Genomic DNA, 15,611 nt, shown 5'->3' with positions numbered 1-15,611 from the left:
GTTGATGACAATGAGACACTGGATCACCTCCTTTCAGTTGTTACCGACAAGAGAGAGGCTAAGGCGATTCTCCTTACTTCGTAAATGCTAAAATTTACGCTGTCCCCTTCGTCGAAACCACTGCGTTTCCGGGCTCGACTGTGCGGGCGTGCGGGCTGCAAAAAGGGCAGGCACGGTTTCTGTCTAAAAAATGAGCAGTCCCTTCGCGATTGCAGCATCGTTGCGTGCGGCGCGAGATGATTGGCAGAAATTGTCTTCGATTTCGTCCTGATGACACGGATTTGCGTGCTTTCCCCGGTTGGCACGTCGCTTGCGAACCTTCCTGAACAGGCCGGCAAGGCCAGTCAGCGCTCGAGGGGAGCGCGCCAACAAAAGTGTTCGGGAGATCAGGCCGTGAATACTACTCGTCGCGTCGTATTGGGCGCCGCACTGGCGGGCGCAACATTCCTGGGGTCGTTCCTGCCGGTCGCTGCGCAGGAGACCATCAAGGTCGGCATCCTCCACTCTCTCTCGGGCACGATGGCGATCTCCGAGACGACGTTGAAGGACGTCATGCTCATGCTCATCGAGGAGCAGAACAAGAAGGGCGGCGTGCTCGGCAAGAAGCTCGAGGCCGTCGTGGTCGACCCGGCCTCGAACTGGCCGCTCTTCGCCGAGAAGGCGCGCGAACTGATCAACAAGGACAAGGTCGCCGCCGTTTTCGGCTGCTGGACCTCGGTGTCGCGCAAATCGGTTCTGCCCGTCTTCAAGGAGCTGAACTCGATTCTGTTCTATCCCGTGCAATACGAGGGCGAGGAGAGTGAGCGCAACGTGTTCTACACTGGCGCCGCGCCGAACCAGCAGGCGATCCCGGCCGTCGATTACCTTGCCAAGGAAGAGAAGGTCGAGCGCTGGGTGCTCGCCGGCACCGACTACGTCTATCCGCGCACGACCAACAAGATCCTCGAGGCCTATCTGAAGTCCAAGGGCGTCAAGGCCGAGGACATCATGATCAACTACACGCCGTTCGGCCACGCCGACTGGCAGACGATCGTCTCGGACATCAAGAAATTCGGCTCGGCCGGCAAGAAGACCGCGGTGGTCTCGACCATCAACGGCGACGCCAACGTGCCCTTCTACAAGGAACTCGGCAACCAGGGCATCAAGGCGACCGACATTCCGGTCGTAGCCTTCTCGGTCGGCGAGGAAGAGCTTGCAGGCATCGACACCAAGCCGCTGGTCGGCCATCTCGCCGCCTGGAATTACTTCCAGTCGGTGAAGACCCCGGAGAATGACGCCTTCATCAAGCAGTGGAAGGCCTTCAAAAAGAACGACAAGGCGGTCACCAACGATCCGATGGAAGCCCATGTCATCGGCTTCGCCATGTGGGTGAAGGCGGTCGAGAAGGCCAAGTCGACCGATCCGGACAAGGTCATCGATGCACTGCCCGGCATCGAGGCGCCGAACCTGACCGGCGGCGTCTCGACGATGCTTCCCAACCATCACATCACCAAGCCGGTCCTGATCGGCGAGATCAAGGCCGATGGCCAGTTCGACGTCGTCTCGAAGACAGGCCTCGTGCCCGGCGACGCCTGGTCGAAGGAACTCGATGGCTCCAAGGATCTGGTCGGCGACTGGGTTGAGAAGAAATGCGGCAATTTCAACGTCAAGACCAGCAAGTGCGGCGGCGCGTGAGGTCATGAGGGGGAGGGGCGGCACGGGCGAATAACGCCCGGCCGCCCCTCATTTTCCGCCGCGACCTGCGGCGGCTCTCGCAAGCAAGGCAGCGCGCATCCCCGAGGTTCCGTCTGCGCGGTTCCCGGGATGAGAGCTGAGGTCCCGATCTGAGCGCGTCATGAAGAGCGAGCCGATGCTTCTCCTGTCCAGATTGCTGCGCATGATCGTGGTCGCGACGGCTCTCCTGCTCGCGCCGGGCGTGGCCTTCGCCCAGAGCGCCGACGAGGCCTTTGCCCGGCTGGGGGCGGACAGCTTTTCCGACACKGCGCGGGCGGTCGAGATCCTGGTTCAGACCGCTCATCCGAACGCGGCCGTGATCATCGAGGCGCTCGCCGAGGGGCGGCTGCTCGCGGGCGGCGGGACGGTCGCGATCAGGACCGGGACAGGCGGTTTCAGCGATGCGCGGACCCGCCAGCCGCTCCCTGCCGAGCCGGCAGGTGTCAGCGCTGTCAGGCTCAACAACAATGTCAGGCGCGTGATCCAGGCGGCGCTGGGTGGGCTCGGCCTGCTCAATCCCGATCCGGCCCGGCGCGCCGCCGCCGCCGAGGCGGTCTTCAAATCGCGCGACGCCTCGGTGCTGCCGGTCCTGGAGGGCGCCATCGCCAAGGAGACCGACAATCGGGCGAGGATCGCGCTGCGCCAGGCGCAGGCGGCGATCCTGATCAGCAAGGCCGACGCACAGCCCTTCGACCGGCTCGGCGCGATCGATGTGCTGCGCGAGCGTGGCGACCAGGATGCATTGGCGACCTTGCGCTCCCTGCCGGGCGACGTTCCGCAGTCGCTGAAGGAGGCCCAGGTGCGGGCGATCTCCGAGATCGAGGGCAAGCTCGCCCTGTGGCGCGCGGCGCAGAATCTCTGGTACGGGCTTTCGCTCGGCTCTGTCCTGCTGCTCGCCGCGATCGGGCTTGCCATCACCTTCGGCGTGATGGGCGTGATCAACATGGCCCATGGCGAGATGGTGATGCTCGGCGCCTATACCACCTTCGTGGTCCAGGAGGTGATCCGCGCCCGCGTTCCAGGCCTGTTCGACTATTCGCTCGCCGTTGCGCTGCCGGCGGCCTTTCTCGTCGCAGGGCTGGTCGGTGTTGCGATCGAGCGCGGCGTCATCCGCTTCCTCTACGGACGGCCGCTGGAGACGCTGCTCGCGACCTGGGGCATCAGCCTGATCCTGCAGCAGGCGGTCCGCACCGCCTTCGGTCCGACCAATCGCGAGGTCGGGGCACCGGCCTTCATGGCGGGGGTCTTCGAGATCGGCGGGCTTGCGATCACCTGGAACCGGCTTTGGATCATCGTCTTCGCCGGGCTCGTCTTCGCCGCCCTGCTGGCCATCCTGAAGCTCACGCCGATGGGGTTGCAGATGCGCGCAGTGACGCAGAACAGGCGGATGGCGGCGGCCATGGGGATTCGCACCGGCCGGATCGATGCGCTGACCTTTGGGCTCGGCTCCGGCGTGGCGGGGTTGGCCGGCGTTGCGCTGTCGCAGATCGACAATGTCAGCCCCAATCTCGGCCAAGGCTACATCATCGACTCCTTCATGGTCGTCGTCTTCGGCGGCGTCGGCAATCTCTGGGGCACGCTCGTCGCCGCGATGACGCTCGGCGTCGCAAACAAACTGCTCGAACCCTATGCCGGCGCGGTGCTCGGCAAGATCGCACTGCTCGTCTTCATCATCCTGTTCATCCAGAAGCGCCCGCGCGGCCTGTTTGCGCTGAAGGGCCGGGCGGTGGAGGCATGATCACCCGCTTTCTCATCCAGGGGCTCGACAAGCGCGGCCTCATCTTCCTCGGACTTCTGGTCGCACTGGCGGTGCTGGTCCCGCTCGCCAATCTGCTGCTGCCGGAGAACTCGGTCCTTCATGTCCCGACCTCGACCATGTCGCTCTGGGGCAAATACCTCTGCTATGCGCTGCTCGCGATCTCGCTCGACCTCGTCTGGGGGTATTGCGGCATTCTCTCGCTTGGCCACGGCGCCTTCTTCGCGCTCGGCGGCTATGCGATGGGCATGTATCTGATGCGCCAGATCGGCTCGCGCGGCGTCTATGGCAATCCGATCCTGCCCGACTTCATGGTTTTCCTGAACTGGCACGAACTGCCCTGGTACTGGTACGGCTTCTCCTCCTTCCCCTTCGCCATGCTGATGGTGCTGGTGGTGCCGGGGCTGCTCGCCTTCGTCTTCGGCTGGTTCGCCTTCCGGTCCCGCGTCACCGGCGTCTATCTCTCGATCATCACCCAGGCGCTGACCTATGCGCTGCTGCTGGCCTTCTTTCGCAACGACATGGGCTTTGGCGGCAATAACGGGCTGACCGACTTCAAGGACATCCTGGGCTTCAACGTGCAGGCGCAGGCGACGCGCGCGGCGCTGTTTGCGATGACCTGCGTGATGCTGATCGCCGGCTTCCTGATCGCCCGCGGCATTGTCGATTCCAAGCTCGGAAAGGTCGTCATCGCGATCCGCGACGCCGAATCGCGCACGCGCTTCCTCGGCTACCGGGTCGACCGTTTCAAGCTCTTCGTCTTCACCGTCTCGGCCTGCATGGCTGGCGTCGCAGGCGCGCTCTACGTGCCGCAGGTCGGCATCATCAACCCCAGCGAATTTGCTCCGGCCAACTCGATCGAGACCGTGATCTGGGTCGCGGTTGGCGGGCGCGGCACATTGGTCGGCGCGGCGCTGGGCGCGGTCGTGGTGAACTACGCCAAGACGGTCTTCACCTCCGGCTTCATGGCGCCCTACTGGCTCTTCGCGCTCGGAGCCCTCTTCGTCTTCGTCACCCTGTTCATGCCCAAGGGCATTCTCGGCACGGCGCAGGACTGGTGGGGGAGGCGGCGCAAGCGCGAGCCAGCCGCCCCGCTGGCCGAACCGGCCCCGGCGGAGTGACGCGCATGATCCCGGCCCATGCAGCGCTCACCTCCTCACTGCTCTATCTCGATGGCGTCAGTGTCTCCTTCGACGGCTTCAAGGCGATCCGCGGGCTTTCGCTGGTGATCGCGCCGGGCGAGATGCGGGCCATCATCGGGCCCAACGGCGCCGGCAAGACGACGATGATGGATATTATCACCGGCAAGACCAGGCCGGACGAGGGGACGGTGATGTTTGGCGGCTCGGTCGACCTGACCAGGCTCGACGAGGCCGCAATCGCCAATCTCGGCATCGGCCGCAAGTTCCAGAAGCCGACCGTGTTCGACTTCCACAGCATCGAGGACAACATCCTGCTGGCGCTGAAGTCGCAACGCACGGTGGCCAGAACCCTGTTCTGGAAGACGGCGGCAACCGACCAGAAGCGCATCGACAATATTCTCGGCATCATCAAATTGGGGGATGCGCGCAGCCGTCTCGCCGGTTCACTCTCGCATGGGCAAAAGCAGTGGCTCGAGATCGGCATGCTCCTGGCTCAGGACCCGAAGCTGTTGCTCGTCGACGAGCCGGCCGCCGGCATGACCGATGGCGAGACGGCCGAAACGGCCGTGCTGCTCAAGGAGATCGCCAGGGACCATTCGGTGATCGTGGTCGAGCATGACATGGGGTTCATCCGCGAACTCGGCGTCAAGGTCACTGTGCTGCACGAAGGTGCGGTGCTGGCCGAAGGGCCGCTCGATCAGGTCAGCGCCAATGAGCGCGTCGTCGAAGTTTATCTGGGGCGGTGAGCATGATCGGGAAATATAGGAACCGGTTGATCGATCGGGCGAAGCGGCTGGACATCGGACGATGCTGAACGTCGAAGCCATCGACTTGCATTACGGGGCGGCGCAGGCCCTGCGCCGGGTTTCGATTGCCGCCGAACCCGGCAAGGTCACCTGCGTCATGGGCCGCAACGGCGTCGGCAAGACCTCGTTGATGCGCGCCATCGTCGGCCAGCAGCCGATCAGCGGCGGGCGCATCAGCTTTGCGGGCGAGGACATCTCGAGCTTGCGCAGCGAGGATCGGGCGCGGGCCGGCATCGGCTTCGTGCCCCAGGGGCGCGAGATCTTTCCGCTGCTGAGCGTCAAGGAAAACCTAGAAACCGGGTTCGCGCCGCTGCCACGCCGCAGCCGCTTCATCCCGGATGACCTGTTCGACCTATTCCCCGTGCTCAAGTCCATGCTGGGCCGACGCGGCGGAGACCTCTCGGGAGGCCAGCAACAGCAACTCGCCATCGCGCGGGCGCTGGTCACCCGACCCAAATTGCTGGTGCTCGACGAACCGACCGAGGGCATCCAGCCCTCGATCATCAAGGATATCGGCCGTGCCATCGACTATCTGCGCCAGTGCGGCGACATGGCGATCGTGCTGGTCGAGCAATATTTCGACTTCGCGCGCGAACTCGCCGACACGATGTTCGTGATGGATCGCGGCGAGATCGTGTTGTCGGGTGCGATGGGCGAGCTCGACGGAGCACAGGTTCAGAGATTGATTCAGGTGTGAAGGGTCAAGCCCTTGACGATCTTGTCGATTTCCTTGCGTTCGGCGTGGAGCGCCAGCCCGACGAGATCGAGCGCTTCGGTCGGCAGGGCGGCGACGGCGGCCCGGTTGTCGCTGTCGTTGCCGGTCGTGAACAGCTCGCTGGTATAGAGATGCGGGCGCACGCCACGGGCGCGGGCGCGCTCCAGAACCTGCTTCAACTGCTCGCCTGCCGCCGCAAAGATCAGGACGGGCTGGCGGATCAGAGGGCCGTAGAAACGGCCGGAGCCGTCGCGATAGGCTTCGCCCGCGAGTTCGGGCGAAGCGCCGACCAGCCCTCCGGCCAGGAAGCTCGCAACATTGAGTTTTTGCCAGGGGGCGAGATTCTCGCGTACCACGATGGCGATCTTGGTATCGTAACGCATGACCCAATCGCTAACCGAAGCCGGGAAGGCTCGTCTTGAACGATCGTGCGGGCCGGAGGGCACCGACTGGGTGCGCACGGGCTCGGGCATAGACGGCATCGAGCGGATGGAAGCGTTCTTCCGCGGCTTTGCCTATGATCCGCATCGCCATGACACCTATGCGTTCGGGCAGACGCTGTCCGGGGTGCAGAGCTTCGAGTATCGCGGCAGCCGGTGCGACAGCTTGAGCGGGCATGCGATCGTGCTGCATCCCGACGAGATCCATAACGGGCGCGCCGGGATTCCGGAGGGGTTCAGCTACCGCATGCTCTATGTCGAGCCGCGACTGATCCGGGAGGCATTGGGAGCGCAGGGCTGCGCCTTGCCCTTCGTCTCGACCGCAGTCTCGCAGGATGCGCGGCTCGTTCGCGCGGTAGCCCATGCCTTGCGCGATCTTGATGCGCCGCTCGACGAGATCGCCGCCGAGGATATCCTGCTGCCGCTCGCCGAAGCGTTGCTCGCGCTCGATCCATCGGCCGCGCGGCCGACGGGACAGGTGCTCGACCGGCCTGCCGCTGAGCGAGCCCGCCAATATCTCGACGCCCATCGCGACGAGGTGGTGGCCTCCCGCGAACTCGAAGCCATTGCCGGCCTCGATCGCTTCACTCTGGCCCGGCATTTTCGCGCCTGTTTCGGCACCAGCCCCTATAACTATCTCGTGATGCGCCGGCTTCAGCAGGTGCGCAGGCTCCTGCTCGGCGGCACCTCGCTCGTCGAGGTGGCGATGGCCTGCGGCTTTGCCGACCAGAGCCACCTGACCCGCCAGTTTCGCCGCGCCTATGGCGTGCCCCCCGGACGCTGGCGGGCGCTGCAGCGCGGCTGACCCCTGCCGGGTTCCGCTTGCTCCAACCCGCTGCACGAGGCATGAAGCGCTCCCAAAGCCGGTTCAGGATCCCCGGCAGGAGCCTTTGCTATGCAGCTTGGAATGATCGGCCTCGGCCGCATGGGAGCCAATATCGTCCGCCGGCTGATGAAGGCCGGGCACGAATGCGTGGTCTACGACCGTGATCCCAAGCCCGGTGCGGCGCTGGCAAGCGACGGCGCGGTGGTTGCCGCCGATCTCGCCGATCTCGTCTCGAAGCTTAAGGCACCGCGGGCGATCTGGGTGATGCTCCCGGCCGGCGAGATCACCGAGGCGACGCTCAGCGAACTCGCGGCCCTCGTCCAGCCCGGCGACACACTGATCGATGGCGGCAACGCCTTCTGGAAGGACGATGTCCGGCGCGGGCGGGAGCTCGCAGAGAAGGGGCTGCACTATCTCGATATCGGCACCAGCGGCGGCGTTCACGGGCTGGAGCGCGGCTATTGCCTGATGGTCGGTGGCGACAAGGCGGGCTTCGACCGTCTGGAGCCGATCTTCAAGGCGCTGGCCCCTGGCAAGGGCGACATTCCAGAGAGCCGGCACCGCGAGGGCCGCAACCCGGCATCCGAGCAGGGCTATCTGCATTGCGGCCCGGTCGGTGCCGGCCATTTCGTCAAGATGGTTCATAACGGCATCGAATACGGCATGATGCAGGCCTTCGCCGAAGGGTTCGACCTGTTGCGCAATGCCTCGGCCAAGGACGGTCTGCCACCCGAATACGGCTTCGATTTCGATGTCGCGGAGATTGCCGAAGTCTGGCGGCGCGGTTCGGTCGTGACCTCCTGGCTGCTCGATCTCACGGCCGAGGCATTGGCCGCCGACGAGGAGCTGTCTGCCTATACCGGGCATGTCTCGGATTCGGGCGAGGGGCGCTGGACGGTGCAGGCCGCGGTGGAGACCGCGACGCCGGCCGAGGTGCTGACCTCCTCGCTCTACACCCGCTTCCGGTCGCGCAAGGACCACACCTTCGCCGAGAAGGTGCTCTCGGCGATGCGCGCCGGGTTCGGCGGGCATGTCGAGCCGAAGAAGCCGTGAGCCTCATGAGCGCTTTCCCGCATGGGCAGATGCCGGCCGTCATCGTCGTCATGGGCGTCGCCAGCTCCGGCAAGACCTCGCTCGGCGAGCGTCTGGCCGAGCGGTTGGGCTGGCCGTTTCGTGATGCGGATTCCTTCCACCCGCCCGAGAACGTCGCCAAGATGTCGAGCGGTACGCCGTTGAACGATGAGGACCGCAAGCCCTGGCTGGCGGCGATCGCGGCCTGGATCGACGAGCTGCGCGCGACCGGCAAGAACGGAATCGTCACCTGTTCCGCACTGAAACGTGCCTATCGCCGCGTCATCATCGGTGACCGGCCGGATGTCGCGCTGGTCTATCTCAAGGGCTCGCGGGAGCTGATCGGCCAGCGCATGGCGGCGCGCCAGCACCATTTCATGCCGCCGGCGCTGCTCGACAGCCAGTTCGCGGCGCTGGAAGAGCCAGGGGCGGATGAGCACCCGCTGGTCGTGTCGGTGGCACTGGCCAAGGATGCAATCGTCGACGAGACGCTTGCCGGCCTGGCGGCGACGGGAACTCCGGGCGCTGGCACCCGCTAAGGCATCGGCCCGAAAAGTGGATTGCGGTTTTCGGGAAAGCCGATGCAAGACAAAGGGTTAGATCATTGGACTGGATACGATATCCGGTCCAATGATCTAGTCAGTCCTGCGCCCACATCCGGGTGAGGTTCGCGACCGATTTGGAGATCAGGTCGAACTCGGGCGTCTTGCCCTCGCGGCCGAACAGTGCGCGACGGGCCCGGTCGAGATCGAACAGGATCTCGCGCTGGCTTGCGTCGCGGATGAAGCTGCGAGCCCAGCCGACGGCAGCGATCCGTTCGCCCTTGGTCACGGGCGCGACATGGTGCAGCGTGGTCGAGGGATAGGCGATGAGCGAACCGGCCGGGAGCTTGATCGCCTCGTCGCCCGACGGGGTCTCGATCACCAGTTCGCCGCCTTCATAAGTCGCGGGGTCGGCCAGGAAGAGGGTGAACGAGACATCGGTGCGCATGCCGCCCATCAGGGCGTCGTCGACATGGCTGCCATAGGCATGGCCGGGCTCGTAGCGGCTGAAGAGCAGCGGCGTCAGGGCCTTGGGGCGGACGGCGGCCGCGAAGACCTCATTGGCGAGGATGCGCTCCCCGAGGAGCGCCTTGAGCGCATCAGCGCGCGCACCCGGAGCCGCCTGCCGGTTGTTCTTGACCAGTTTCGCATTCCAGCCCGCGGTCCTGCCACCATCCTCGAAGCGCAGCGAGGCCAACGCGGCACGGGCATCTTCGATCTCGGCTTGTGTCAGGATGTTGCCGATCGGCAGGATCATGGAGATTCTCGCTGGCTGAAGGCCGCATCTACAGTTTGCGCCGGGGCAGAAAATAGCTTGGCATCAAGGGATTACTAGGGTGATTACCTTGATGTCTAGTTTAGAATCAATGTAATCGTTCTTCTAGGCGATGCGGTTGCTTGACGATGTCAGCTTTCGGGTTCATTCGAGAGGTCGTGTTCTTACGTGGGATGCCTGCCAGGCCCTGCGTGGCAGCGCCGCCTGTCGGCCCACCCGGGATGACATGATGAAGACTTCGAGCAAGCTGTGGATCGGTCTCGGTACGGTGATCGCTGCGGGAGCAGGCGTGGCGGCGGCCGGTTTCGCAGAGACCTCCGCCGCTCCGGCCCTGCATGCGAGCGGCTCCTTCGACATCGCCCAGCATGCTCATGGCGCTGCAGTGAAGGCAACGCCGGCCAAGGGGCAGGGCGGCGAAGGTGGAGAGGGGGGCGAAGGCGGCAAAGCCGACGCGCTGGCGCCCAACCTCAAATTTGCGCGTTCGATCGCCCTGATCCGGGGCCATCTCCTGGTTGGCGACGAACTGGTCAAGGATGGGCGCTTCGGTGAGGCGCTGCCGCACTTCCTGCACCCGGCTGAAGAAATCTATGGTGGCATCAAGAACGATCTCGCAACCTACAAGGTCCGTCCCTTCGAGGCCGCGCTGAAGGCGCTGGCGCAAACCGTCAAGGCCAGGAAGAAGGATGCCTATGACGGCGCGCTGAAGCTGGTGCATGAGCGCCTCGCCGAGGCCGACGCCGGGCTCCGTGAGGCCGAGAAGAACTGGCCGCGCTTCTCGGTCGAGACAGCGCTCGAGACCTTGAAGGTMGCCGCCGACGAATATGGCAACGCCATCGAGAAGGGCCGTATCGCCAAGGCGGTCGAGTATCAGGACTCGCGCGGCTTCGTCTGGCATTCGGCTGCGATGATCGATGCGGTTGCCGGCGAGCTTGCCGCCAAGGACGCGACTGCCTTCAAGGAATTGCAGGCTGCGCTTGCCGAACTCAAGAAGGCGTGGCCGACGGCGGTCGCGCCGAAGAAGCCGGTCAAGGATACCAGCGCCGTGCTCGGCGATATCGCTCGGGTCGAGCTCCAGGCTGGGAATTTCCTGCGCTGAGGCGCGGCGATGGCCCGGTCGGCCTCCCTTTTGAATGCCTTTCTCGCCGGCGCGACCACCGCCGCGCTCGCGCTGATCGGTGGCTCGCAGGCGGTGGAGCCCGCCCAATCCGCAACGGGTGCAGGGCTGACCGTTGCGCGCGCGAGCTATCGACGTCCCAGCGCCGTGCCGTTCCCTGCCTCGAACCCGCTCAACCCCGCCAAGCTTGAGCTCGGGCGGCGCCTGTTCGGCGATCCGGCCTTGTCCTCGAACGGTACGGTCTCATGCGCGACATGCCATGATCCGGCGCTCGGCTTCACCGACGGCGTTGCGATCGGGAAGGGCGTGGCACTGGTGCCGCTGGCACGTCATACACCGCATCTATGGAACCTCGCCTGGGGCGCAGCCTTCTTCTGGGATGGGCGGGCGGGCACGATCGAGGAGCAGGTGCACGGCCCGATCGAGAACCCGCTCGAGATGGCCGAGACGTTGCCGCATATCGCCGTCAAGCTCTCGCGCAGGCCGGACTATCGCAAGGCCTTCGCGAGCCCGTTTCCCGGTAGCCGGAGCATCGGGCCTGACCAGATCAGCGCCTCGCTCGCGACCTATGTCCGAAGCCTGGTCTCGCCGCCGACCCGCTTCGATGCCTGGGTCGAAGGCGACGAGACCGCCCTCACCAGCGAAGAACAGGGGGGCTTTGCGCTCTTCACCGGCAGGGCCGGCTGCAGCAATTGCCACTCCGGCTGGGCTTTCACCGATCGTGCCTTTCACGATGTCGGTCTGCCGGGGAGCGATCTCGGGCGCGGCAAGATCATCGATCTGAGAGCAGCCGATCATGCGTTCCAGACGCCGTCGCTGCGGGAGCTGGCCTGGACCGCGCCCTATATGCATGACGGCTCGCTGCCGACGCTGGACGCCGTGCTCGATCACTATGAGCACGGTGTCGTGCAGCGGCCGAGCCTCTCGCCGGATATCAAGCCGATCGGGTTGACGTCGGAGGAGCGCGCCGCGCTGTTGGCCTTCCTGGCGACGCTGTCGAGCGAAAATCCGCCCGCACCGGTTTCTGCCCTCAGCGCTGCCCGGCCTGCTGCGCTGGCGGTTGCGGACCTGGGCACGACGATCTCGCAGAAGAACAGGATGTTCCAGCCCTCGTCCGTTAGGCTGCATGCCGGCCAGAGCCTGACGATCAACAATGACGATGTCCGTACCCATAATGTGCGGCTGGACACCGGTCCCAAGCCGTTCAACTCCGGAGCGCAGGAGCCMGGCCAGTCGGTGACGCTCTTGTTCACGCGGGCCGGCATATATGAGCTCTATTGCGGCATCCACCCGACCATGCAGCTCAGTGTTTCGGTCGAGCGATAGGCCGGCCTGACGATCCGGCGTCGCATGCAAGGCCGGGCTTACTTTCAACCGATTGAAAAAAGCGCAGGAGAGGCGCATGTCTTGGGCGAGCGCGGCCCTGGGTCGCCACCCCCAAGCAGACGGTTCCTCTCATGCTCGACAAGGTCTTGCCGCCGCGTACGCTGAAGCTCAATGCCGCCGACAATGTCGCGGTCGCGGTCGATCCGATCGATGCAGGCGTCACCGCAGCGGGTGTCGTCGCCCTGAAACGCATTCCGCGCGGCCACAAGGTCGCACTGGCCCCAATTGCCAAGGACGAGCCGATCCGCAAATTCGGCCAGATCATCGGCTTTGCCACGGTCGACATCCCGCCTGGCGAATGGGTGCATGAGCATAATACCGGCTTCCACGCCTTCGAGCGCGACTATGATTTCTGTGCCGAGGCGAAGCCTGAATTCGTGCTGCCGGTCGAGCAGCAGGCGACGTTCGAGGGGTTTCGCCGCAAGGGCGGTGGGGCCGGCACCCGCAACTATGTCGGCATCCTCACTTCGGTGAACTGCTCGGCCTCGGTCGCGCGCTTCATGGCCGAGGAGGTCAAGCGCTCGGGCATTCTGGCCGATTACCCCAATGTCGACGGCGTCATCGCGCTGACCCACGGCACCGGCTGTGGCATCGACTACAATGGCGAGAGCTTCGAGGTGCTGAAGCGCACGACCTGGGGCTATGCCTGCAACCCCAACATGGCGGCGGTGCTGGTCGTCGGCCTCGGCTGTGAAGGGTTTCAGATCAAGCGCATGAAGGAAGCCTATGGCGTCGAGGAGAGCGACATCTTCCGCACCATGACGATTCAGGAGACGGGCGGCACCAGGAAGAGCGTCGCCGCCGGCATCGAGGCGCTGAAGGTGATGCTGCCGATCGCCAACCGCGCCGTGCGCGAGACGGTACCCGCCTCGGAGCTGACGCTTGCCCTGCAATGCGGCGGTTCCGATGGCTATTCCGGCATCACGGCCAATCCGGCGCTGGGCGCTGCCGTCGACATCCTGGTCGAGCATGGCGGCACGGCGATCCTGTCCGAGACGCCCGAAATCTACGGAGCCGAGCACCTGCTCACCCGCCGCGCTGCAACGCGCGAGGTCGGCGAGAAGCTCGTCGGCGTGATCAAGTGGTGGGAGGAGTATACCGAGCGCGCCCGCATGAGCATGAACAACAACCCCTCGCCGGGTAACAAGGCGGGCGGGCTCACCACGATCCTGGAGAAGTCGCTGGGTGCGGCGGCGAAGGGCGGCACCAAGACGCTGGCGGCCGTCTATCACTATGCCGAGCCGGTGAAATCGAAGGGCTTTGTCTACATGGACACGCCTGGCTACGACCCGGTCGCGGCGACGGGGCAGGTCGCGGGAGGCGCCAATATTCTCGCCTTCACCACCGGGCGTGGCTCGGCCTATGGCTGCAAGCCGACACCTTCGGTCAAGCTCGCCACCAATACGCCGATCTACGAGAAGATGATCGACGACATGGATATCAATTGCGGGGACATCCTCGATGGCGTGACGCTGGAGGAGAAGGGCCGCGAGATTTTCGAGACGCTGCTGCGCGTTGCGTCCGGCGAGCGCTCCAAATCCGAGCAGCTCGGCTATGGCGATGCCGAGTTCGTGCCCTGGCAGATCGGCGCAACGATGTGATCGCAGTCGTTTGACGGTAGGGGAGCGCGGTTCCATCGGCCGCGCTGTCCAAAACGGAAGCGCTGGGGGGCGCTCTCATGAAGCACATTCTGCTTGTCACCGTGCCGCGGCTTTTGCTCGGCCTGATCTTCTTGGTCAGCGCAGTCGACGGTTTCTGGTTCCTGGCGACGGGGAGCCATCTGATCCATCCGCCGACTTCGCCGAAGGGCATGGAATTCGAGCTCGCTCTGCAGAATTCAGGCTTCTTCTGGCCCTTTCTGAAAAGCGTCAATCTTGTCGGGGCGCTCAGCCTGCTTCTCAATATCGTGCCGGCCCTGGGGCTCGCATTGATTGCGCCGGTGATGGCCGTGATCGTGCTGTTCCACCTCACCATCAATCCGCAGGGCCTGCCGGTCGCACTCATCCTGATCGTCAGTGGCGGTCTGCTGGTCTACGCCTATCGCGAGCGCTACGCCGCCCTGCTTCGGTAAGGTTCTGGCCAATGGTCGTCCCGGTCGCCCATCGGCCACCCGGGATGACCCGAGTTTCATTCAGAGCGTAAAGCCCGAGAGCCGTTCGCCGATGTCGCTGATCCGTTCCTTGCCGACATTGGCGATGGCGATGCGCAGATGCTGTTCCTGCCCGGGGCCGAAATAGGGGCCGGGCAGGGCGAGCACGCCACGCTCCCCGACCAGGGCCCGCACCACCTCTGCCGCGGGCACGTCTGCGAATGGATGCGCGACATAGGCGAAATAGGCCCCGGCTGCGAGCACCTGCCAGCCGTTCAGTGGCGCCATCGCGGCACGGAAGGCGCCGGCCCGTGCATTGATCTCGGCACGGTTGGTCTCGCGCCAGTCGCGAATGCCGTCGATGCCCCAGGCAACCGCCTGCTGGCCGGCCCGCACGGGGCTGATCTGGACGCAGTCCAGCACCTTGCCGATCTGCTCTACGACCGCCTCTCCGGCGGTGATGGCGCCAAGGCGCCAGCCTGGCACGGCATAGGCCTTTGAGAAGCTGTAGAGGCCGATCACGGAATCCCGCCAGCCGCTTGTGGCGAAGATCTCATGCGGCGCCTTCACTCCGTCCGGCAGGAAGTCGCGATAAGTCTCGTCAATGACGAGCCAGATTCCGCGCCTCGCGCAGAGCGCGGCAAAGGCCGCAATGGTCTCGGGCGGATAGACCGAGCCGGTCGGATTGTTGGGCGTCACCAGCACGATCGCGCGGGTCTTTGCATCGATCAGGCTTTCCGCCTGCTCGGCATCCGGAACGAAGCCGCAAGCCGGATCGCAGGGGAGCGGGCGCGCTTCGACGCCGAGCATTGTCAGCGTCATCTCGTGATTGAAGTACCAGGGCGTCGGCAGCAGCACATTGTCACCTGCCCGGGCGAGCGCCATCATGGTCACGACATAGGCCTGATTGCAGCCGGAGGTGATGGCGATCTCGGTCGACGCAAATGGAGTGCCATAGATCCTGCCGATCTCGGCGGCATAGGCTTCACGCAGCGAAAGATCGCCGGTGATCGCGCCGTAGCGTGTCAGATCGGGCAGGGCGGCGGCCTCGCCAAGGCGCTGCAGCAGGGACGCGGGTGGTGGCGAGCCTGGCACAGCCTGCGAAAGATCGATCAGCGGGCCGGAGTGGCCGTCATAGGAACGAGCCCAACCCTGCGCCTGCGGGATCGGCGGCGTGCCGGTGTCGAGAAGGTCGGGGTTCAGCGTGGGGCGGACAGTCTGGAGCATGACGGCAGC

The 15,611-nt window shown here is 65.0% G+C and carries 15 protein-coding genes; 12 read left to right on the top strand and 3 right to left on the bottom strand.

The window, feature by feature from the left end; all coding sequences use genetic code 11:
- Positions 1–393: 393 nt before the first annotated feature.
- From urtA to urtE, 5 genes are all read left to right on the top strand, one after another.
- On the top strand, positions 394–1,674 hold the full coding sequence (gene urtA, locus AC1DIO_RS06895) for an urea ABC transporter substrate-binding protein (protein ID WP_441505996.1): 1,281 nt from the start codon (positions 394–396) through the stop codon (positions 1,672–1,674).
- Between the two features lie 160 nt (positions 1,675–1,834).
- Entirely contained in the window at positions 1,835–3,451 is a 1,617-nt protein-coding gene (gene urtB / locus AC1DIO_RS06890; RefSeq protein ID WP_441505995.1) for an urea ABC transporter permease subunit UrtB, read from the top strand.
- Positions 3,448–4,590 (top strand): urea ABC transporter permease subunit UrtC, encoded by a 1,143-nt coding sequence (gene urtC, locus AC1DIO_RS06885; RefSeq protein WP_441489683.1) that lies wholly within the window; start codon positions 3,448–3,450, stop codon positions 4,588–4,590. The genes urtB and urtC overlap by 4 nt, the downstream gene beginning before the upstream one ends.
- Positions 4,591–4,595: 5 nt before the next feature.
- The gene (urtD, locus tag AC1DIO_RS06880) at positions 4,596–5,357 is read left to right on the top strand and encodes an urea ABC transporter ATP-binding protein UrtD (protein ID WP_441505994.1); all 762 of its coding nucleotides are present in this window, start codon (positions 4,596–4,598) and stop codon (positions 5,355–5,357) included.
- A gap of 61 nt (positions 5,358–5,418) precedes the next feature.
- Positions 5,419–6,114 (top strand): urea ABC transporter ATP-binding subunit UrtE, encoded by a 696-nt coding sequence (gene urtE, locus AC1DIO_RS06875; RefSeq protein ID WP_441505993.1) that lies wholly within the window; start codon positions 5,419–5,421, stop codon positions 6,112–6,114.
- On the opposite strand, the gene AC1DIO_RS06870 is transcribed toward urtE, so the two are convergent.
- Positions 6,105–6,515: a DUF2000 family protein gene (locus tag AC1DIO_RS06870; RefSeq protein ID WP_441489686.1), complete on the bottom strand. Its 411-nt coding sequence runs from the start codon at positions 6,513–6,515 to the stop codon at positions 6,105–6,107. The genes urtE and AC1DIO_RS06870 overlap by 10 nt on opposite strands.
- Between AC1DIO_RS06870 and AC1DIO_RS06865 the strand changes: the two genes are divergently transcribed.
- The 3 genes from AC1DIO_RS06865 (at position 6,514) to AC1DIO_RS06855 (ending at position 9,008) form a co-directional block, all read left to right on the top strand.
- Positions 6,514–7,377 carry an AraC family transcriptional regulator gene (locus AC1DIO_RS06865; protein WP_441505992.1) on the top strand — a complete coding sequence of 288 codons (864 nt, stop codon included), beginning with the start codon at positions 6,514–6,516 and terminating at the stop codon, positions 7,375–7,377. The genes AC1DIO_RS06870 and AC1DIO_RS06865 overlap by 2 nt on opposite strands.
- A 90-nt stretch (positions 7,378–7,467) precedes the next feature.
- Positions 7,468–8,451 carry a phosphogluconate dehydrogenase (NAD(+)-dependent, decarboxylating) gene (gene gnd / locus AC1DIO_RS06860; protein ID WP_476776247.1) on the top strand — a complete coding sequence of 328 codons (984 nt, stop codon included), beginning with the start codon at positions 7,468–7,470 and terminating at the stop codon, positions 8,449–8,451.
- Between the two features lie 5 nt (positions 8,452–8,456).
- A complete protein-coding gene (locus AC1DIO_RS06855) occupies positions 8,457–9,008 on the top strand; it encodes a gluconokinase (RefSeq protein ID WP_441489689.1) in 552 nt (183 codons plus the stop codon).
- Between the two features lie 100 nt (positions 9,009–9,108).
- Here the strand turns inward: AC1DIO_RS06855 and AC1DIO_RS06850 are convergent, their stop codons facing one another.
- Complete coding sequence (locus tag AC1DIO_RS06850; RefSeq protein ID WP_441505990.1) at positions 9,109–9,768, bottom strand: Fe2+-dependent dioxygenase; 660 nt, start codon at positions 9,766–9,768, stop codon at positions 9,109–9,111.
- 247 nt (positions 9,769–10,015) lie between these two features.
- Here AC1DIO_RS06850 and AC1DIO_RS06845 point away from each other — a divergent pair, with 247 nt between their 5' ends.
- The 4 genes from AC1DIO_RS06845 (at position 10,016) to AC1DIO_RS06830 (ending at position 14,357) form a co-directional block, all read left to right on the top strand.
- The gene (locus tag AC1DIO_RS06845; protein WP_441505989.1) at positions 10,016–10,882 is read left to right on the top strand and encodes a hypothetical protein; all 867 of its coding nucleotides are present in this window, start codon (positions 10,016–10,018) and stop codon (positions 10,880–10,882) included.
- A gap of 9 nt (positions 10,883–10,891) precedes the next feature.
- On the top strand, positions 10,892–12,226 hold the full coding sequence (locus AC1DIO_RS06840) for a cytochrome c peroxidase (protein ID WP_476776246.1): 1,335 nt from the start codon (positions 10,892–10,894) through the stop codon (positions 12,224–12,226).
- A gap of 131 nt (positions 12,227–12,357) precedes the next feature.
- Entirely contained in the window at positions 12,358–13,887 is a 1,530-nt protein-coding gene (locus tag AC1DIO_RS06835) for a UxaA family hydrolase (protein WP_069880244.1), read from the top strand.
- Positions 13,888–13,964: 77 nt separating this feature from the next.
- Positions 13,965–14,357 carry a hypothetical protein gene (locus AC1DIO_RS06830; protein ID WP_441505987.1) on the top strand — a complete coding sequence of 131 codons (393 nt, stop codon included), beginning with the start codon at positions 13,965–13,967 and terminating at the stop codon, positions 14,355–14,357.
- A gap of 60 nt (positions 14,358–14,417) precedes the next feature.
- Here the strand turns inward: AC1DIO_RS06830 and AC1DIO_RS06825 are convergent, their stop codons facing one another.
- Positions 14,418–15,602 carry an aminotransferase gene (locus tag AC1DIO_RS06825; RefSeq protein ID WP_441505986.1) on the bottom strand — a complete coding sequence of 395 codons (1,185 nt, stop codon included), beginning with the start codon at positions 15,600–15,602 and terminating at the stop codon, positions 14,418–14,420.
- Positions 15,603–15,611 lie beyond the last annotated feature (9 nt).

It is taken from the genome of Allobosea sp. 05T439, from assembly GCF_056396005.1.
Note: the sequence above shows the minus strand (reverse complement) of the source record. Positions and strands in the feature narration are given on the sequence as shown.